We start from the raw sequence: 18,568 nt of genomic DNA, 5'->3' as shown, positions 1-18,568 counted from the left end.
GGGATCCGCTTGGCAATTGGCATTAAACCCGCCCTTTCTCTGCAAAGTATACAGTTCTCAAGTATCGTCTACAAGGGGGCCTACACCCTTTGTGTACCAGTCGCGCGTCGATATCGGCCACTGTTCAAAGGTTTCCGTCGCGCGGCGGATGGCCTCGGCGTAGGGGAGGTGCGGAAAGGCCGTCAATCCGCTCTTCGCGTTGCAGTTCCAGACATGGAAGCCGGCCTGCTCGAATTTCGGAGCCAGCATGCCCAGCATCCAATCCATGTTGCGGTAGGCGCAGTTGTTGCTCTCCACGGCCCCCGCCGATTTCTCGACCTCGAAGGCGTAGGGCTGGCCCTCCTCCATCTTGAAATCGCATCCCAGCAGATACAGGTGCTCGATGCCCAGATAGAAGGCGATGCGGAGCACGGTAAACATGGTATTGATCACGCGGGGGTGCCCGTTCGCGTCGGCACTCTGCTTGTCGTTGCCGCGATTGATGGTCGGCTCGTAGAGCCAGTGCCCCGGGTCGAAGCAGGTATTGCGGTGGTAGCCCAGGATCCCCGGCATGCCGCGGGGCACCGCGTCGGGGATGTACTCGAACCCCTGCCCATCGGCAGTGCGGCGGCGCAGGCTCTTCCGCCGGCACGTCCACTCCCGGACAGCCACGAATTTAAGGACGCCCGGATCCCGCCAGATCGAATCCGAGAACTTCTCGGCCGGATCGGTGCTGGTCCAGAACGTGGGGCGGATCCCCTGGGGCAGGCTGGCCAGCCAGTGGTTGCCACTGAATAAGAGCACGCCGCGGCGGGAAAGCTGGGCGAGGTCGAGGTCGAGCACGGAAGGGCCGCCGGCCAGCAGGAAGCAGTGTGCGCCCTTGTAGAGGTCGGCGATCGCCGCATCGCGCCCGTAGCGGTCCACAAAAACGCCTTGGGGATGCCGGCAGACCGGTGGCAAGACCGCGTGTTCGGCGGCCGGGTCGGATAGGCTGGCTGGCTGCGGGAGGTAGTCAGGGCACAAGGCGCAGTCGGCCTTCGTGGTGCTGCCGTGCTTGGGATGCCGGCAGGCGTACTCGACAATCGGCCCCAGGGGTGAAGATTGCTGCCCCGCCGCCCGGCCCAGGTGCTCGCAAGTCATGTCCATTTCCTGCACGTCGCCCTTTCGTCGAGGATTCGCTGGGAAAACTTGGCTGCCGCCTTGCCTTCGCAGCCGTGGTCGAGAAGTTTGCAGTAGCGCCCCATGCGGTAGGGCTGGTGCTGCGGGCAGGCTTCGCAGAGAGCCAGGCGACGCAAGACCTCGGGGCCGCTGGCCTGGGGCTTGCATGTGGGCGGCTCGCCGCGGCACGTTCGCACGGGGGCGCGCGGGCAAGGCTCCGGATGCTGGTGTCCGCACACCGTGCAGCGCCACAAGTTGGAGTCGTCGGGGGTGTATTGACAAAGCTGTGTCATGCCGCCACCGCCTGGATTCTTACGCTGGCATTGTTCCAATTGCAGCACAATCCGCCGGTGTTTAATGTGGGAAGGGGAATCGTGAAGTCGAGTTCATTGCAGGGGCCGATGGGGTCCATGGCCTCGGTCCATTCGATGGTTTCCGTGCTGTCCCACCCGCAAGAGTTCTGAATGTCCACCTGAATCACGTTTCCATCCGCCGGCCCCTTGAACTGCAAGCGAATCTGCGTGTAACTGCCGGTAAAGATGCAATTGAACCCTTCAAGGGTCAAGGCAAAGAGGCATGCCGAGATTTGCTCCAGGTAGAACGATACGCCGTTGAAGTAGGCCGCACACTGGCCCGGCGAACACGGCGACATTCCGCTATCGGTCACGCCACTGAAGGTGGCCAGGTACTGCTTGGTTCGCGGCCCTTCGCATGCCCCACAACCGCAAGGGCAGGTATCGCAGAGGACCACGCGCTCCGTGGCGCTGATGACCAGCTTTCCGTCATTGAGCCACGCCTTGCCCATCAGCACTCCTCCACGGCGATCCAGATCAGGCAGTTCGCCTCCACGCCCAGCACGTATTTCCCGCCGTCCGGTGGCGCTGGCAGGCCCACGTCGAGCGGGTCGATGCATTCGCCCGAAGAGAGATCGGAAACGGAAGACGCCGACGTGCCGCTCGATGACGAGCTTGACGAGCTTGCACTGGCACTGCTGCTGGTGCTGCTGCCGCCCGAACTGGAACTGGAGGAAACGCCGCTCGACGAACTGGAGCTGCTCGACAGGCTGCTGGAACTGCTGGAAACCTCCGTGTCCACGTAATGGAGTAGCTCGCTATAACCCCAGTTGTAGGGCAACGTGGCCACGCGGGTGTAGAACTGCCATCGCGGATCGTCGGCCTCGATATCGGCCTCCGCCGGCTGGGCACCGAACACAGGCTGGTGCCCGGCGTGATACCAAACGAAATCGTCGTGGCCGGTGATCTCCCACGATTGGACCCCAGCAAAAGAGAGGTCGTAGCACTGGCTGGCCCAAGCGTAATAATCCGTGGCGATCTGCTCGGCTAGGGCGTTGATTTCGCTAAAGTTGTCCGGCGTGCTGCCACCGCTGGAGAAGTTGGCCCAGGCGGTATCGAAGAAGGTCTTGATCGTTCCGCTCGGCATGGCGGCCGTGGAATCGGGCGGGGCCTTGCTGATATAGTATACGTCGCCATCGGCCTGGATCTTCCCGTCGCGCCACTTGGGGAACACCACGCGAACCTCAGCAGGCTGTTGGGCGTGCCGGTGCGTGTGCCAGCCCCCGGCACTGACGTTGCTTGTGGTCTCGCTGGCTGCCGCCTCGCTGCCATTCAGACTCACGGTGCCATCAAGCTGGCGAACCACGCGCTTCCCGATGCACCACGCGGCGGCGTCCAGCAGAACAGCCGCGTTCTCGTATCGCCTGGTGAACTCCTCTGGGTCGGGTTGGGCATACCCGCTGGCCACGCTGCCGGGATCCAGGCTCACGCCAAGCCGGCCAGCCAAGTGCGAGAACAGCCGTCCCCAGGTGTATTGCGTATCGACCACCAGCAAGCCGGCATCGCGGAATTGCCAGAAGTAGCGTTCATCCACCAAGGGCAACAGCCACACCCCGCCGGAACTGACGGCCGACAGTCGCCGCGGGGAAAGCATGTGCAGGCTGGCGGTCACGGTGCGCGTGCCGTCGCCGATGCTCAGCGTGCCGGCGGTTCCCGTGCCCAGGCTGCTGCGGATCGAGTCAAGTTGCGTCTCGGCCACCAAAAACAGCCCCCGGGCCCAGCGGCTGGCCCCGGTCGGCCACCATAGGCTGTTGATCTTCACGCGCGGCGGTGGCGGCCAGTTGGCCCACGGCATGCCCACGCGCTGGAGCTGGTCGCCGCGGGGGTTGGTGCGCGTGCCGGTCAGGCCCAGCGGTTCCCCGAAGAGGTGCAAGTCCTCGGGCGGGAGCCAGTTGTCGAGATAGCGGCCAAGCTGCCCTTGCGGGTCGGGCAATATCAGGGGTTGGCCAGCAAATGTCAGACTCACCGCCCGGTCCTCGTGTTACAGGAGATCCCAGTCAAAGGGGCAGCCGAAGGTAATGGCCAGGCGGCCCAGGAACACTCCAGAGCTTGGATTTTGGAGCACCTGGGGCCGCGTGGCCGATCGCGCGTGAATAAGCTGCCGGAGGAAAGTCGTTCCGTCCGTGTCCGTGGCGTCCCATCCGACAAGGGACGCCAGCACCTTGGTCTTGAGCACGTACAGACCTCGCCGCTCGTCGCGGGTGAGGGCCTTGTCATGGTTGGTTGAGTCGAGCTTGACACGGCTGTAGATCGTCACGGTCACGTCCTGCCATTCCGTGACGTTGCCGGCGGCCTGCTCCTCGGTCTCGAACTGGCCGTCTCCGCCGGCCAGGGTTACAAACCAATCGCCTCCCGGGGGCAGCGGGGGAACGTCCTCGGCCTCGGCCACCTCGATGACCGAGCGTTCCCCCAGCCCCAGAACGGAGCGCAGGCGGGCCGCGATCCGTTCGACAACCACATCTTGGGTAATGTCCACGCGGGCCATTTATCAAGACTCCGAAGAACCGCTGGAGGGCTCGTAACGGAAGGACGACGAGCTGGAGTTGCCCACCGACGAACTGCTGTTGCTGGACAAGCTCTTGCTGGAACTGCTGTTGCTGGACGTGCTCTTGCTGGACGCACTGGCGCTGGAGAGCATCGACGAAGAACTGGAACTGCTCTGCGAGGATGCGCTCGAGACGCTCTGCGAGCTACGCGACATCGACGAAGCGGAGCTTTCCGACATCGAGGATGCGCTCGAGCTGCTCGACCGGGTGTCCGCCGGGAAGCCGCGCACGCAGCGCAGGAACCCGTACAAACGGCCCTCCGTCAAGGCGGCCCCCACCACGGAAAGCACGATGTCGGACGGCTCGTTGTCCACGGTCTTGATGGCTTTGGCGGCGGTGCCATCCGGCACGATGTCGTGAAGGCCGGCCGTCCCGGCAGCGGAAATGAGGGTCAGGGCCAGCACGTCGGCGTTCGCGGTGATACTGATGCGGATGCGGGCCGTGCCTTCGCTATTCAACGCCTCCACCACGTCATACACGCCATCCCAGAGGATCGTGTTGGGTGGGATGGTCTGGCGGAGGGCATGGTCGCCCACTTCGCCGCCATCCACAACCACGTCGTACTCGAAGGGGACGTACTCCATGGGCAGCCAGCGTTCTTCGCTGGCATCATAGACGTGCCGGCCCAGCACGTCCTCGGTCATGCAGGCGGCGCCCATCACGGCGCGGCTGGCCAGCTTGGAGTGGGTCGGTGTGGAAATATCCACGCCGTGCAACTCGGCTCGGGGAAGTCTCGGCATAATAACGCTCACTTTCTAGGCGGCTTGTTTGGCGCGCCTCTTGGGGGTCAAGAGCTGCTTGATTCGCTGGAACGGTTGTCGGTCGAGAACCCGCGCATACAGCGCAGGTAGCCCACAAGGCGACCCTCGGTAAGGGCCGCGTCCGTAATGTTCAGGATGATCTCGGTGTCTTCCGTGGTCTTGAAGGCGGTCGCCGCCGTGCCGGCCACGGTCAAGGCGTGCAGGCCCTCGGTGCCGGCCGTGGCGATGGCCTCGCTGGAAAGGATGGTGTGGGCCTGGCTATCGACAATGGCGATCGACGCCCCTTCACCCACCAGGGCCTCGGTCACGTCGAAGAAGCCGTCGAAAACCAGGGTGTTGGCCGGCAGGGTTTGGCGAAGCGTGACCGTGCCAATGCCGCCGCCGTCTTGTTCGATATCCCACTCGAAGACAAAGTATTCGCGAGGCAGCCACGCGCCCACGTCGGCATCGTAGACGAACTGCCCGAGCAGGTCTTCTGTGAGGCAGCCGCTGCCGGCGTTGCCGCGGCCCGGCAGTTCCGTGAAGGTGCGCACGCTCATGGGCACACCGTGCAGTCCAGCGCGAGAAATCATGGGTACTCTCCTTTCGGCCGGCTTGTTTGGCTCGGCGTTAGGCAATCAGGCTATCGGGTAAGTTGGTCGTGCCGGCGACGGGCAGGAGCAAGCCATTGCCGGCCATGTCAAAGGCGCGGTGGAACCACTCCTGCATGGAACCGCCCCGGTTGTTGGCCACCGTCAATGTCCAGGCGTCTTCCAGCATGGCCGCGGTCACTCCGCTGACGGCCGCCACCCAGGGGCCTCCGGCGTAAAGCTGGACGCCGCGGGCAATGGTCATTTGATCGATGAACACGGACTCGGCTGTGTCAAGGGGGCTGCTCGTGCGGATGCGCAGGTATACGGGGTCCGCCACAAACTTAGGCAGGCGGAAGCTGAACCACTGGCTGGTGTGGCCGGTCATGCTCAGGGCGTCGATGTCCACGTCGAGCACCAGGGCATTTCCCGCCGAATCGTGCAAAAGGCCGCCGTCGATGCCATCCAGGATCTCGACCTTCAGTTCATAGGCCGGCAGCGAACTGGAAGACTGCGAACTGGAGGAATTCGAGGAGCGGGAATGCGAGGACAGGCTCGACGAGGAGTAGGTGGACGTGGAACTCAGGCTGCTGGAGCTGTTGCTGCTGGCACTCTGGCTGCTGGCCGAGGATGCCGACGATTCCGACACCGAGTAGGATCCGCTCGACCAGCTCGACGACGAAGAAGAGGCGGAAGAGGTCTCCGGCTCACTGGTTCTTCGACTGGCCCAGAAATGGCAGAAGTAGACCGTCTCCTCGGCCAGCGTCAAGGCGTGGTAGATCGCGGGGCTCGTGGTGCCGTCGCCTCGGAACATGAGCGAGGAACCGCTGTAGCTGCCATCATGGCCATGATACAAGACGGCATGGGTTATTGTGCCAAATCGCGTGCTATTCGCGGAGGTCAAGACAGCGACCTCTCCACCCACCCCCGTAAAGGTCACGGTGTGGGTGTAGTTCGGGCTGGTGCCCGTAGTCTCCACGGTGACCGATTCCAGGCCCGGAATCTGCCGCAAAGCCGCCTGCACGTCGGCCCCGCTGGCGTTGTAGGCCAGGGTCGGCGCGGCCCGCTTGATGCCGGCAGCGTTTGTATACAAGAGGACGTAGCTCCCGCCGCTCGGCGTGCCGGTAATGGCGATCGTTTGGATGGCCGGCCCTGTCAAGCGCACCGTGTCGCCGGCCGTACCCGTGCGGATGATCCAATTGTCGGGCGTGTGGGCGATTGCCGCGTCCTCGAAATCGCCATTGCTCAGCAGCGAGGCCGCCGGGCTGACGGCCGCGAAGCTGGTGTTGACGCCGCTGCCCCCGGGCCACTCCTGATTGAGCCGATCGTAAGCCAGTTCTCCCGTCACGCTGATCGTGGGCGTGCCGGCGGATTCGGAGGTGACCTCGAATTCCAGGTCCTCGGCCAGGGCATTGGCCTCGGTCTGCCCATCGCCGCGGCGTTCCGTGTAGAGAAGCTGCACGTCGCCGGAGTTGGCGGCCCCGGCAGCGAGGCTGAGGGCAACGGTGCTTGCGTCGACGTAATAGCCATCGGCCTCCATTTCCTCAACCAGGTAAGCCAGGGCCGTGGCGATGTTGTCGGGGATGGAGGCTTTATTGGCTTGGCAGTACTCGATGACCAGGCGGGCGCAGGCGTCGGCCATGTAGGAGGACAACGAATTGCCGGATGCCTGCCAGGATCGCAAGGCCCCGGGCACCGAAGCCACCGCCTCCTGGAATTGGGATCCGCTGTGAAGGGCGGTCTGCGTCAGAAACGCCTCCACGCTGGCATCAACCGTCGTGCCGCTGGCGGTGGCCAGGTCCGCCATGGCCTTGAAGCCTTTGCCCAGCACGTCGAAAAGGCCGTCGTTGTTGACTGCATCCCGATATTCAATGGTCATGATTTACCCCTGACTGGTTGCGCTCGTGTAGAGGTCGGACAGTTTCAGCACCTCGACGTGTTCGTTTTCGTAATCGGCCGCCGGCATGGTCTCGATCTGCACCGTGTCTTTTTCCGTGGTCGCGCGGGCCATCGCGTAGACGTAGCTCGCCCCAGCTCGATAGACCTTGCCGGTGGATCCCGGCAGGGGGATGGGCGGGTGGACGCGGACACTGTGGCTCAGCAGCGTGTAGGTGATGCCACTCTGCGCGAAGGTCTTACTGGCCTTGGGCACCTTGGGCATGATGCCGATCCGCTCGTGTTCCACCTGGAACTCCATGCGGGCGATGGGCTCGGTGAGGATTACCACGGCGGAAGTCGCCCCGTTCTCGCCGGCGGCCCCCAGCGGGCAATGCACCTTGCACTCGCTGATGATGATGCGGTTTTCGACCGTGCAAATCGTGTAGGGCGCGTTCCGCTGCTCGGCCGAGAGGTCGTCCTGGGTGCTCCGCTCCTGGAGTTGCGAGGTCGACCGGGTAATCTCCGTCTCGCCCCGCTCGCCCGTCTTGGGTTGTTTGGTGACGCTGGGCGTCGTGCTCCCGCCCGGGATGCCATGCGTGCCGCCATCGCAAGGGCTTTGCAGGGCGCAGCGGACGATGAACGTCTCGATGGGGAAGCGGTAGCCCTCCTGGCCGGCGTGGATGTTGAAGCCATGCGCTCCCGGCAGGGGCGAGAGGCGGGGGTCGTACTTGTGTCCCTGCAGGTCGGGCAGCTTGAGCTTGTCGGTGATCTTCGCCGAGGCCAGGTTGGCGAAGTCCAGAGACTGCCCCTTCTGCCCAATGACCGTCCGTGTGCGAAGGCTAGCGGAAACGATATTCGCGTCCCCAATGGGCACCGTGAAGCTGGCCGATTCGACGATGCGGATCTGCTTGTCCTGGTCCTGGTTTACGTTATTGAGCTTCGACAAGTCGCCCATGCGGCTCTCGATAACTTGCACGCAGCGCACCAAGAGCAGCTCGCGGGGCGTGCCGGGGTGCCCCTCCAGGCGGACATTCACCTCGTCCAGCATGGTCAGGCCGTCCGCGGTCGAGACCGATTGGCTGCCCTCGATCTTGCTGGCCGGCCACGGCGCGGCCTCGAAGACCTGCCGGTCGGTAATCGAGTACTCCGCCTCCAGGCCGTTGGCGGCCGTGGTGAACTCGATCCGCTCGCGGCGGAATCCGTTCTCCAGGCGGGGGATGACGTCTTTGCGGTACGCCTCGGCAGAGAGGTTGGCCGACGAGATCCGCATTCGCCCCCGGATCGTGCGGGTGGTGAAGAAGCGGTCGTCCATGGTCTCCTGGATCGACCAGCGGTTATTGAGCACGGGAGGCAGGCTGCGCGTCGCCCCGCCCGGGCAAGGCAGGATCGCCGCGTCGATGCTGAAGGCAATACGAAGAACCTGCTGCCCCAGCACATGGGTGATTTCCACGGCCTTGGGCTTGGGGCCGTTGTCGGTGTCCGCGTATCCGGCGCCCCCAATGCTCGACGTGGCGGCGGCCACCTCGAGCGCGGTCTGGCTGCCAAAGGACACCTTGAGGGCCTTGCGCGGCTCCCAGAGGCGACGGCGGATGTCGTCGAGGCCGCTCTCCAGGTTGGCCGGCATGGCATTCACGCCAATCCATGCCGGGGCCCCGCCTCCGCCCTGCATGCCGCCGGTGTAGGCCCCGCCAGGGCCGCCGTAATCGGACAGCCCGGCCACGATTCCCGCCGTACCCTGGGCGTGCAGGATGCCCTCAAACCGCATGCGCACGCGCACAAAGAGGGCGTCGGCGCCAGACTCATCCATCTGGACCTCTTCGCTCCACGCGCGGGTGACCACGTTGTAAAGCGTGACGCCGTTGTAGGTTACGGTGGTTGCCATGCGGTTGATTAGGCCGTCCGATTGACTTGGTTATCCAGCGGAAACGGTCAGGGTGCCGTTGTCGTTCCACAACTGACCTTCCACGCCCGGGTCGGCGGCCGGGACGATCAGAGGCGCGAGGGCAGTCCAGCCCGAGGGTGTCTTGATCTGCGCTTGATCGAGGGTCGTGTCGTAATAGACAAAGCCCGTGGGGGCGCTGTCCGGCTTGCCGGAAGTCGGCCCGGAAATGTCGCAGCCCAGTTGGTTGGCAATGACGGCCATAAATCCTCCTATCGCAGATCGCGAGGTCGTTGGTTGCGGGGTTTGATTAACCAGTCTCGGGCGGCGGCCCCGGCATCGTGTGCCTCGCCGATGCCTTCGATTTGCAGGGCCGCGAAGTAGAGGGGCAGTTGTCCCGTGCTAAGGGCGAATCGCATCAGGCCCAGGCGCACGGGTCGCGTCGGCACGGGCGGGGCCTTGCCGGCCACGGCGCGCATCAACCACAGCAGCATGTCACATAGCACGCGCCAGCCGTTCTGATCCTTGAATTGCATGGCCCCGCCCACGGCAGCCTTCTTTCCCAGGGTGATGAACACGTTTTCCTCGGCCATCAGTTGACCCTCCCCGGCCGCTGGTTGCGGGCCTTGGCCCGATCGGCCTCCAGGTTGCCGCGGCCCATGAACTGGAACCATTGGGCCATGGGCGGCTCTTGGGCTTCGCCTTCGCTGGTGATCTTTTCCAGCTGCTTGGAGATCCAGGTCAGGGGGGCGAGGATGACGTTTAACACGCGCATGATTTCGGTGGCCATGCGCACCATGTGGCCGGTCACTAAGTTCTTTATGGTGCCGAAGGTCTCGCTCAAGGGCTGCATCTGCTCCTTGAGGTTCATGAGTCCTTTTCCAGCCCACGCCGCGCTGCCGCCAGTAGCCGCAGCGTAACGTCCGCCAAGAACCAGCTTCTGCCGGTCCAGGCTGGCGAACATCACACCCAGGCGGCCGTTGAATTTCTCCAGCCCCCGGTAGCTTTCAATGGTGGCATCAGCAAATTTTTCAATCGCCTTGCTCACCAGTCCGAGGGCCGCGAGCATCACCCCGAGCCCAACGACTGTGGCGGTTACTGGATTGGATAATCCAGCCACGGCAGCCGCTGCAGCGCCACCCAAAGCTGCACCGCCTCCAGCCGCTGCCGCGCCGCCCGCTGCCCCGGCAGCCACCGCGCCTCCTCCTGCTCCTGCCCCGCCCGCGGCCACGCTTGCCCCGATGGCGCTCATCTTAGCCCCGGCCCCGGTCATGCCCAGCATGCTCAGGGAGCGACCCACGGAAGAGGCTGCGCCTCCCATGGTGCTGCGCCCCAACTTAGCCAGTCCTCCGCCGATCTTCCCCAGCAGCCCGGGCCGTGACGATTGATCCCACTTCGTGCGGTGCTGGGCGAAGTCGGGGGCGAGCTTTTCCAGTTCGGTCGGCTCGGGCGGCTGCGGGTTGGCCTCCGCGTGGCTCTGGGGCATAAACGCCTTGACCCACTCTCGATTTGCGGCCCTCCGCACCTCGCGCTGTCGGCCCTCGCGTTCAATTCCCATCCGCCGATCGCGGGCCGCGTCCATGACCGGATCGCCGTAGCCCTCGCTCTCGCCTGCTGGTGCCGTCTCCGCGCGGCGACGTCGCCTGCGTCGTTCCGGTGCCGGAACCGGCTGGGGCGGGCCGCCGCGCAACAGATCGGCATATTGCTGCGCGTTCATGGGGTTGTCGGCATCCAGGTCGATGACCTTGCCGCCAGAGCCGCCAGAGCCGCCGGAACCGCCGGAACCGCCGCGGGTCAGGGGTGACTTCCTGCCTTGGGGCTTGAAGTAGTCCTTGACCACGCCGATCAGCTCGTCGAGCTTGCCGCTGATTGCCTTGGGATCGTCGCCAGGGCCACTGGGAGGCAGGGGTGGCGCCTTCAAGCCTTCGGCAACGCCGCTGGCCAGGCCGCCGATGGCGTGCCGGGCTGCGAGTGCTCCGATCAGGGTGGTGAGAAGGTCGTTGGCCACGTTTATCCTACGTCGGGCGGTTTACTTGGCTCGTTGGCCCACCGCACTCGATCCGCGTGCAGGCGGTAAGCCGCCCGTGCTTGCTCCGCGTCGTCATGCGTGGCCAGAAAGTATTCCTCGGGTTGCGGTTGGCCGAAGGAGGCCGCGATTCCATCGCTGACCCCCTGCAACACGCGGTTGGCGTGCCGCAATTCGGCCCGTTCCATGTTCAAGTACAATCCCCACAGGCATTCCCTGGTTCGGCCTGGTCCGTCTGCGCCGTCGAGCACTCCGATGCCGTAGGCGACGGCGAGGTCGGCCCAGGGCTGGTATTTTTTTTTACATCGTTGGCGTAGGCGCCCAGCAGGCCGACGAGGTTGACGATCTCCCAATCGGTCAAGCCCGTCTGATCCGCGCTGTCGAAGCGCTTCACGCCAAAGGCCGCGCTGGCCACGTCGAGAAACTGCGTGGTCTCCGGCTCGTGGCCCTTGTCCACAAAGGGGGCCAGGGAGACAAGATCCACCCCGCCGCTGTTGAGCTTGCGCCACACGTCGAATGGGTCGGCATAGCGCCAGCCCGTACCATCGTGGAAGCGCAAGAGGCCACCGCTGCGAGCCATGCGCCGCAAGCGGAACCATTTTTTGAGTCGCTGGAACATCGTTTCGCCGTTGTCGTTTCGATCAGGTGACTGTGGAGTTGAAGAGCACGCCCGAACTGTCCTTGTGGGCCTCGAATTCCAGGACCAGCCGGCTGTAGACCGTGCCCTTGTTGATCTCGTAGGGGGCCCGCACAATGCAGCGAGGGAAGTTGAGCGGGGTCGTGGGGCTGTTGACCACCACGCGGAACTGCTTGCTGTCCGCGAACATCAGCGTGCCGGCGGGCGAAGGTCTCCCGGTCGTGGCCCCGGACACGCGGGTGACCACTTGGTCCGCTACGGCCGCCACCCACTTGGTCAGCTCCAGTCGCACGCGGGCGATTTCGCCCAGGTACTGCACGTCCACGGGTGGCCCGGCGTCTCCGCCGTTCTCGTCGCCCGGCACATTCTCGAAGAAGCCGTCCGCGGAGATTTGCGCTCCTTGGCGCGTGTAGCCCAAGACTTGGAGGGCACCGCCGGCGAGTGCAATCTTGATTTCCGCCAGACCGGCAACTTGTACGGCAGGGGTAGCCATGGATCATGTCCTCTCAGGTCGCCCGGCCGATGGGCAAGCGCCCGCCCCGGCCAGGATAGTAGTTGTTGGTTCGGTCGGGCAGCATGTGCAGCCGCTCATAGGTTGTCAGGGTGGGGCCGTCGATGGTCGGCAGTCCCGCCTCGCGATTGGCGATCACGTCAAACAGTCGCTCGCCTTTTCTGAGGCGGTCCAGGTACTCCTCGACCTCCTCGGCAATGGCCTTCCAGTAATCGCTGGCGAACTTTTCCGGCCGCCGGCGGGCCAAGCTGACCATGAATGCTTTGCATACGATCTCGTCGCGAAGGGCCGCGCTGTCGCCCGTGAGGTCATCCAGGTCGGCCGCCGCGTACATGTTGGAGACCGTGCAGGCGGATGCCAGCCGGCCGCGGGCCGCGGCAAGCAGGGTCAGTGCCTTGGCGTCGGCGGTCACGTCGAGGACCGGATCGCCGCTGTCCGAAAGCAGATCCTTGGCCGTCTGCTCGTCGAAAAACTGCGTCACGGCGCTTAGGGCGGTTGCCGGCATCTCGATCTCCTCTATGCCATGCCAGGGCCGCCGCTACCGGGCGGGTTCAGCGGCGGTTTGCCTGGCACGGCGAAACGACGAAGCACACTCAGGAGGCGTAAGCCCCAGTGAACAGCACGCCCGAGGCCGGCGCAACCACGGCGGGGGCGAGGTTCTCGACCACGCGGCCCAGGGTGCGGCGATTCGGCGCGTCGCGGAGGGTCTCGACGGTCATCTCCTCCTGGATGAACAGCACGCCCGTGGAGAAGTTAGGGGCGTCGGCCACGCCCACCAGTCCGCCCGGGCGGCTGCACATGAATGGCGTGGTGCTGGCGAGGACCGCGCTGCGGGCCGTGGTGGCGCCCTTCTTCGTGGTCACCTTGTAGGTGGCCTCCACGCAGATCGGGTAGCCATAGAGCTTGTCCGGCAGGCCGAAGAGGACGTTCTTGCCCGGCAGTTCGCCGCGGACCTGGGCCAGAGCGTCGGGGGAGTGCTTCAGGTAATCCACGATTTCCTGGCACTCCGCCATGCCGGCGGCCAAGTTCGGGCCGATGACCACCATCAGGTCGTCGAGCTTCACGCCGTTGAGCGTGTCCTTGAGGATCAACTCGGCGGCGTAGTTCAGGCTCCGCTTGATATCCTGTCGGGCGGCGGTCGATTCGTTCCAGGCCCCCGTGTTGCCGGTGATCGCGGTCACGTCCACGTAATGGCTGGCGTCGTAGTTCGAGCTGTCGGTCATCGCCGAGATGCCCAACTGCGTGCGCATGGTCATGGCCTGGCGAGACTTGATCGACGAGTGCTGCGCGAGGATGTTCCAGGTGGCCTGGTCGATGGTCAGGTCGCCCAGCAGGAAGGGGAAGGCCCGCCGCACAGTGCGGTAGGGCAGGTACTCGTGGGATTCCAGCCCGTCGTTGCCTTCCGGGGCGGGCTGGCCGTCCGCCCAGAGGAAGTTGGCGCCGTCGGTGGCCTGGATGCGGCCGGCCTCCTCGACGGTCATTTTCAGGTACAGACCCTCCGTCTTCTTGACGGGCACGATCTGCATGTACTGGTTGACCGCAAACTCCTTGATGTTGCGGGCAAAGTCGACCACCATCTTCCCCGAGGCCGCATGGTCCCGGACGAAGACGTTGGCTGCACTTGGATAGGCGGCTGCCATGGATGGGGTTCCTTATCGATGTGTGTACAGGGGGAAGGTCATGGTCAAATCCGCCCGGATTCGTGACTACACTCAGGTTTGCGTGAGGGTGCCGATGGTGACCTGCACGCGAATCTTCTCGCCGCTGGCTCCGCCCTGGAGGGCGCGGGCCCCGTAGTACTGCGGCGTGCCGGCCCCGGCGTTCGTGAGGATGGGCACGCCCTTGCCGTTGGCATCGCTCTTGAGCAACTGGCCCGTGGTCACGGTGTCGCCCAGCTCCAGGAGGCATTCGTCGCCCTCGCCGAAGATGCGGATGTTCTGGCCGGCGATGGCCGCGTACCCGGCGATGGTGATCAAGCTGTCGTTGATGGGCGGGTAGTTGGTGCCTTCCTGGCTGATGCCAATGACCACGCCGTTGGCGGCGGCCTGCTCGCACTTGAATGCGGTCGAGGACATTTTCAGAAAGCGGCTGGGATAGATGTTCCCGGCGGCCATCAGGTTGGGAGGGGTGTTCGGCATTGTCTGGTTCCTTTACAAGGGGACGTTGGGGTCGATGGGATCTTTCGGGTCGACGGGAAGGGAAGCGGATTACTCCAGGGGCTGGCCGGCAGCGGCCTTCTCGAGCGCCTCCGCGTAATTGACGTGCTGGCCCTGCTGGGCCTTCTCGGTGATGAAGCCCACCACGCGGTCCACCACGTCGCGGGTGTAGCGCTCGGGCTTGCGCGGCTCGATGGGGGCCTGCGCGCCGGGCTCGTCCGGCACGGGGAAGGCGGCGCCAAAGGGGATGGAGAGGTAATTTTCCTCGATGGTGGTGACGTGGTCGGCGAACTGCTCGTCGCTCATCTTGCCGTACTTGCAGCGCTCGACCTCCTTGTCGAGGTCGAAGGTGCGGAACTGCCGCCAGTAGGCCAGCTTCGAGAAGCGTTCCGCGTCGGTGCGCGTGGCCCGCTCCGCATTGAGGCGGTTGCGTTCCTCGGCCAGTTCGCCGCGGAGCTTCTGCACCTCGCCCTCCAGGCGGGCATATCGCTCCAGTTCGCCGCGCGGCTTCTCGTAGCGGCTCGCCCCCTGGGTAACGCCAGAGACCGAACCGTCGTTCTTGCCGGGGGCCGGCCCGTCGCCGTCCACGTCGCCCTCGGAAGGCTTGGGATTGGTGCGGTGGTCGCCGTCGGCTTCGCCCTGGGCGGCGCCGTAACGCTTGGAGCGCGAGCAGTTGACGTACTTCTCGAACTCGTCGTCGTCCATGTCGTCGGGGTGCTTGGAAGCGGAACTGCCGGTTTCGACGGTCATGCCGCCGGCAGGGATCTCGGTCCCGGCAGCGTACTGCTTGGGGGGCGGTGGCTTGGGCGCGTTTTTGGCAGCCGCGTCCTTCAATTGGTTGTGCTCGGCGTAGGCTTTGCCGATTTCGTCAAGAGACCGATACGGAACGACAGGCGCTGGCCGGTTGCCGTACTTCTCGTTGCCTTCGTCGGCGTCCGGGGCCTTGGGCGGGCTTGCGTCGGGCGCGGGAGGCGGCCCGGCTTCCGGTGCCGAAGGGCCGGCAGGAGGGCCGGCAGGTATCTCGTCGCCGTCCGGCTCCGCGTGGGGCGCGGGCGGCATGGCGGGCGGCATGGGCGGCGGCGCGTTGGCATCCAGCCCTGCCGGTCCAGCCGGTCCTGCCGGAGGCATCCCCGGCGCGCCCCCCTCGGGCGCGGGAGGCATGGCGGCGTTGTTGCCGGCGTTGGTGGCCAGCAGGCCCTTCACGCCTTGGACCCAGTCGAGTTCCTCGATGGCGTCCACGATCTGGCGGATGTCTTCCGGGCTAAGCATGGTAGCGGTCCCTTCGGTCGGGGTTTGAGTGTCGGGTGATGCCGCCTCGGCGGCGTAGCGTTTCGCGTTGTCGTCCGTGGCGACAAAGACATTCGAGCAGGCCGGGCCGGCGGCGGCGTAGCGTTCCCGTTTGCGGCCCTGCACCTCGGCGGAGTACATGTAGGCCATGGCCCCATCCGTGCCCTTGGCGCTCACGCCCAGTGTGGTCAGGCCCATGTCGAGCCGGGGGGCCTCGGCGCCCAGCAGGGCGATGGGGTCGAGGAACATCTCCTCGTAAGAGTCCTCCAGCCACAATTCCGGGCTGCGGCGGGGATGCTTGAGGAACTTGGGTAGATCCGCCTTGAAGACGTGGAAGTCGGCCAGGATCGCGTAGCGCTGCCGCTGGCCATCCTCGCCGATGATCCCCAGGCGGAAGGGCCCGGCAAAGCCGATCAGCTCCGGCTCCTTCTGCACGGGATCGGTGGGGTCGCTGGTGTGGCCGATGACCACGGCGGCATAGTCGCCCGTCTCACGGATGCGGCGGTTGCAGCGTTCGCACACCTGACGGAGTTCATCGGCGCCGAAGACGAGCTGCCGGCCGTCGCGGGCCTTGGTCTGGTGCTCGGCGAAGACCGGCACGTTGGGCACGGTGGTGAACTGCGCCGGGTCGAAGGCGGCGGCGGCCCCACGGATATTCCCCCGCGGAAGCGCCCCTTTCTCGATGCCTGCCAGTGCGACGGCCATGCGGCTTTTGCCCCCAAGAAACGAAAAAACCCCCGGCAAGCAGGGGCCCGTTCCTATTCGGGTCCGCACTCGCCGGGGGCTTGGTTGCGTCCAATAACCCTCGTATTGTTCGGTCAGTCACGCATACCGTACTGCGTGACGGTGATTCTCGGCTCACCTGGCCGGCCCTCCTTTGAGGACAACTCCAGGCCCACGGTTCCCGTGAACTGCGGGTCGGTGGCCCGGTCCAGAAGCCGTTCAAGCTCCCGGATCAAGCCGACTCGGAGGTAGCGGATTCTGTCCGCTGCCCGAATCTGTCCACTATTGTGAACTGTGCCTGGAGGGTTTGTCAAGTGGACTCCGTGTTTTTTTTCCTAAAGGACCAGTTTTTCAACGGTCACGTTGCCCCGGCTGCTGCGGGTGTATCGCAGGGGCTGGTTGTCCTGGATCACGGTAATTGAGCCTGCCCCACCGGCCCAGAAGCACTCCTGCTCGACAGGAGAAGACTCGCGGTAGTATCGCTGGCAGAGCTGGTAGGCGAGGAGGTCGCGGTCGCTGTGGCGGGAGTAGGCGACCTTCGGTGAGCCTTTTCCTGGTGCGCTCACAATGTCGTATGCCCGCTCCAAAATCGCCTTTTGCTCCATGTACGTACTGGGGCTGGTTTTATACACGGCGCTTCGATCCTCGGATGCGTTACCACTGCCTCGCTTGGATTCGAGCTTGTCCAATTCCTTCCGAATCCGCTCCGGCGTTTTGTATTTAGCGACCATCTCCTTTGCCATGCGGTCACGCTCAGCGTCCAGTCGCTTTTGCTCCGATGCGTTTTCAGCGTCTTGCTTGGCTATTTTTGCCTTAACCTTTTCGATGCGCTCGAAAAGCGGGTCGATGTCTCCGTTTCGGGCTGCCTCGATGGCGGACTTCAAAAGCGACTTATCCAAGGCATACAACTTTCCGCTCTTCAGCAACTTGGTGGCTTCGTCGATGGGATCGGGTTTTCTTCCGGAATCCTTTCCCTCAAGCTCGTCCACGAACTTGTCGAAGTGTTTGTCGAAGAAGTTGTCCTTGGTCATCGTCGCCGGCGACCGGGCGGCTTGCTCGTCCTCCTCTTGCCGCTTGGCCTTCGCTAGTTGCAGCCCCTGCACGAATCGGTCGATTTCCCGATCGTCGAGCCCCTTCCCCTGAAGGTCAGCCATGATGTCGCCCAGCGGCCACATCTCGCCGCCGTAGTCGAAATGCTCGCTCAGCATGTCGGAGGCGGTAAATCGTGGCGGCTTGGTGTTTTTCGCGCGGCCGCCTTCCTTGCTCTCCTTGATTTCCGACAACTTCACTGAAGTCTCGAAAGGCACTTCTCCTGGCTCGCGTACAATTACGCGTGCCATCTTTTCGCCGGTCTGTGGGTCGTTGTGGTATCCACGAAACTCGGCGGGTGACGTTCCGACTTTATGTTCGTAAGTTACGAGTTGCCCGACCTTGATGGTTTTGGTGGAACGTGGCGTATTGGTGGGAGCGGCGGCGGCGGGCTTGGTCTTGGTTTCGGCCCCGCCTTTGTTTCCCAGTTCCGCATGTCCTTTTCCTTTCTTCTTCGGCACCTCGCTCCACTGCGGCGTGCCGGGCTTGTGGCCGCGTTCGCGCACGATGCGGTAATACCAGTCGGCTTCCCGCTCGCTGCTGTCGGCGAAGTTCGGCTTGCCATTCTCGCGGTAATGCCTCGCTGCATGCATCTGGTAGGCCCCAGCACGGTCGAGATCCTTGCTGCTGAAGCTCTCTGGGTCGCCGGCCACGTTGGCGGCGTTTTCGGCCCATTCGCGGTAGGCGCGTTCGTCGTCGCCGATCAGGGTGTCATCGGCCGCTTTCTTCCTTTCCTCCTTCACCGCCTCCTCGGCCTTCGCGATATCCTCCTTGCTCGGCAGCATCGCCTTCCGCGCCTTGGCCCCGCGGACGGCCTCGGCTCGGCGCCGCTGTTCGTCCTCGGGGATATTCTCCTCGGCGGTCTTGGCGTCCCGATCGGCCTTGGCTTCGGCGAGCTTGGCTTGCCAGTCCTTGCCGGATCCCGCCGGCTTCGACGCCTCAGTGGTCTTGCCTTCTTCCTTCTCGGCGAACTTCCCCTCGTCGTCGCGGGGATGGTCCTCTTCGCGGAATAGGTT

General features: G+C 64.5%; 20 protein-coding genes. All 20 read right to left on the bottom strand.

The annotated features are described in order from the left end of the window. Positions 1 to 57 precede the first annotated feature (57 nt). Positions 58 to 1,119, bottom strand: coding sequence for a hypothetical protein (locus ABFD92_21435; protein MEN6507108.1), 1,062 nt, complete (start codon positions 1,117 to 1,119; stop codon positions 58 to 60). Beyond that, complete coding sequence (locus ABFD92_21430; protein MEN6507107.1) at positions 1,116 to 1,430, bottom strand: hypothetical protein; 315 nt, start codon at positions 1,428 to 1,430, stop codon at positions 1,116 to 1,118. Before ABFD92_21430 ends, ABFD92_21435 begins: the two co-directional genes overlap by 4 nt. Next, complete coding sequence (locus ABFD92_21425) at positions 1,427 to 1,942, bottom strand: hypothetical protein (GenBank protein MEN6507106.1); 516 nt, start codon at positions 1,940 to 1,942, stop codon at positions 1,427 to 1,429. The genes ABFD92_21430 and ABFD92_21425 overlap by 4 nt, the downstream gene beginning before the upstream one ends. Further along, positions 1,942 to 3,456, bottom strand: a complete 1,515-nt coding sequence (locus tag ABFD92_21420; GenBank protein MEN6507105.1) for a hypothetical protein — start codon at positions 3,454 to 3,456, stop codon at positions 1,942 to 1,944. Before ABFD92_21420 ends, ABFD92_21425 begins: the two co-directional genes overlap by 1 nt. A gap of 15 nt (positions 3,457 to 3,471) precedes the next feature. Next, on the bottom strand, positions 3,472 to 3,966 hold the full coding sequence (locus ABFD92_21415; protein MEN6507104.1) for a hypothetical protein: 495 nt from the start codon (positions 3,964 to 3,966) through the stop codon (positions 3,472 to 3,474). Between the two features lie 12 nt (positions 3,967 to 3,978). Next, a complete protein-coding gene (locus ABFD92_21410; GenBank protein ID MEN6507103.1) occupies positions 3,979 to 4,776 on the bottom strand; it encodes a hypothetical protein in 798 nt (265 codons plus the stop codon). Positions 4,777 to 4,823: 47 nt separating this feature from the next. Next, a complete protein-coding gene (locus ABFD92_21405; protein ID MEN6507102.1) occupies positions 4,824 to 5,369 on the bottom strand; it encodes a hypothetical protein in 546 nt (181 codons plus the stop codon). 37 nt (positions 5,370 to 5,406) lie between these two features. Continuing rightward, entirely contained in the window at positions 5,407 to 7,245 is a 1,839-nt protein-coding gene (locus tag ABFD92_21400) for a hypothetical protein (protein MEN6507101.1), read from the bottom strand. Positions 7,246 to 7,248: 3 nt separating this feature from the next. Next, positions 7,249 to 9,126: a hypothetical protein gene (locus tag ABFD92_21395; protein MEN6507100.1), complete on the bottom strand. Its 1,878-nt coding sequence runs from the start codon at positions 9,124 to 9,126 to the stop codon at positions 7,249 to 7,251. Between the two features lie 30 nt (positions 9,127 to 9,156). After that, positions 9,157 to 9,387 (bottom strand): hypothetical protein, encoded by a 231-nt coding sequence (locus ABFD92_21390; GenBank protein MEN6507099.1) that lies wholly within the window; start codon positions 9,385 to 9,387, stop codon positions 9,157 to 9,159. An 8-nt stretch (positions 9,388 to 9,395) separates the two neighbouring features. Further along, complete coding sequence (locus ABFD92_21385) at positions 9,396 to 9,716, bottom strand: hypothetical protein (protein ID MEN6507098.1); 321 nt, start codon at positions 9,714 to 9,716, stop codon at positions 9,396 to 9,398. After that, entirely contained in the window at positions 9,716 to 11,131 is a 1,416-nt protein-coding gene (locus ABFD92_21380) for a hypothetical protein (protein MEN6507097.1), read from the bottom strand. Before ABFD92_21380 ends, ABFD92_21385 begins: the two co-directional genes overlap by 1 nt. 2 nt (positions 11,132 to 11,133) lie before the next feature. Further along, the gene (locus ABFD92_21375) at positions 11,134 to 11,343 is read right to left on the bottom strand and encodes a hypothetical protein (protein MEN6507096.1); all 210 of its coding nucleotides are present in this window, start codon (positions 11,341 to 11,343) and stop codon (positions 11,134 to 11,136) included. Continuing rightward, entirely contained in the window at positions 11,340 to 11,768 is a 429-nt protein-coding gene (locus tag ABFD92_21370) for a hypothetical protein (GenBank protein ID MEN6507095.1), read from the bottom strand. Before ABFD92_21370 ends, ABFD92_21375 begins: the two co-directional genes overlap by 4 nt. Before the next feature lie 22 nt (positions 11,769 to 11,790). Continuing rightward, positions 11,791 to 12,279: a hypothetical protein gene (locus ABFD92_21365; GenBank protein ID MEN6507094.1), complete on the bottom strand. Its 489-nt coding sequence runs from the start codon at positions 12,277 to 12,279 to the stop codon at positions 11,791 to 11,793. A 13-nt stretch (positions 12,280 to 12,292) separates the two neighbouring features. After that, complete coding sequence (locus ABFD92_21360; GenBank protein ID MEN6507093.1) at positions 12,293 to 12,802, bottom strand: hypothetical protein; 510 nt, start codon at positions 12,800 to 12,802, stop codon at positions 12,293 to 12,295. Positions 12,803 to 12,890: 88 nt separating this feature from the next. Continuing rightward, on the bottom strand, positions 12,891 to 13,937 hold the full coding sequence (locus tag ABFD92_21355; GenBank protein MEN6507092.1) for a hypothetical protein: 1,047 nt from the start codon (positions 13,935 to 13,937) through the stop codon (positions 12,891 to 12,893). 72 nt (positions 13,938 to 14,009) lie between these two features. Then, positions 14,010 to 14,435, bottom strand: coding sequence for a hypothetical protein (locus ABFD92_21350; GenBank protein MEN6507091.1), 426 nt, complete (start codon positions 14,433 to 14,435; stop codon positions 14,010 to 14,012). A gap of 69 nt (positions 14,436 to 14,504) precedes the next feature. Continuing rightward, a complete protein-coding gene (locus ABFD92_21345) occupies positions 14,505 to 16,484 on the bottom strand; it encodes a hypothetical protein (protein MEN6507090.1) in 1,980 nt (659 codons plus the stop codon). Between the two features lie 314 nt (positions 16,485 to 16,798). Continuing rightward, positions 16,799 to 18,568 (bottom strand): hypothetical protein (locus ABFD92_21340; protein ID MEN6507089.1); only part of this gene is annotated, 1,770 nt, incomplete at its 5' end.

The sequence above is a fragment of the Planctomycetaceae bacterium genome (genome assembly GCA_039680605.1).
In the GTDB taxonomy this organism is placed as follows: Bacteria; Planctomycetota; Phycisphaerae; order SM23-33; family SM23-33; genus JAJFUU01.
Note: the sequence above shows the minus strand (reverse complement) of the source record. Positions and strands in the feature narration are given on the sequence as shown.

Coding starts and splice junctions, on each gene's coding strand:
- ABFD92_21435 (MEN6507108.1), bottom strand. CDS start 1,119: ATGACTTGCGAGCACCTGGGCCGGGCGGCGGGGCAGCAATCTTCACCC.
- ABFD92_21430 (MEN6507107.1), bottom strand. CDS start 1,430: ATGACACAGCTTTGTCAATACACCCCCGACGACTCCAACTTGTGGCGC.
- ABFD92_21425 (MEN6507106.1), bottom strand. CDS start 1,942: ATGGGCAAGGCGTGGCTCAATGACGGAAAGCTGGTCATCAGCGCCACG.
- ABFD92_21410 (MEN6507103.1), bottom strand. CDS start 4,776: ATGCCGAGACTTCCCCGAGCCGAGTTGCACGGCGTGGATATTTCCACA.
- ABFD92_21405 (MEN6507102.1), bottom strand. CDS start 5,369: ATGATTTCTCGCGCTGGACTGCACGGTGTGCCCATGAGCGTGCGCACC.
- ABFD92_21400 (MEN6507101.1), bottom strand. CDS start 7,245: ATGACCATTGAATATCGGGATGCAGTCAACAACGACGGCCTTTTCGAC.
- ABFD92_21395 (MEN6507100.1), bottom strand. CDS start 9,126: ATGGCAACCACCGTAACCTACAACGGCGTCACGCTTTACAACGTGGTC.
- ABFD92_21390 (MEN6507099.1), bottom strand. CDS start 9,387: ATGGCCGTCATTGCCAACCAACTGGGCTGCGACATTTCCGGGCCGACT.
- ABFD92_21385 (MEN6507098.1), bottom strand. CDS start 9,716: ATGGCCGAGGAAAACGTGTTCATCACCCTGGGAAAGAAGGCTGCCGTG.
- ABFD92_21370 (MEN6507095.1), bottom strand. CDS start 11,768: ATGTTCCAGCGACTCAAAAAATGGTTCCGCTTGCGGCGCATGGCTCGC.
- ABFD92_21365 (MEN6507094.1), bottom strand. CDS start 12,279: ATGGCTACCCCTGCCGTACAAGTTGCCGGTCTGGCGGAAATCAAGATT.
- ABFD92_21360 (MEN6507093.1), bottom strand. CDS start 12,802: ATGCCGGCAACCGCCCTAAGCGCCGTGACGCAGTTTTTCGACGAGCAG.
- ABFD92_21355 (MEN6507092.1), bottom strand. CDS start 13,937: ATGGCAGCCGCCTATCCAAGTGCAGCCAACGTCTTCGTCCGGGACCAT.
- ABFD92_21350 (MEN6507091.1), bottom strand. CDS start 14,435: ATGCCGAACACCCCTCCCAACCTGATGGCCGCCGGGAACATCTATCCC.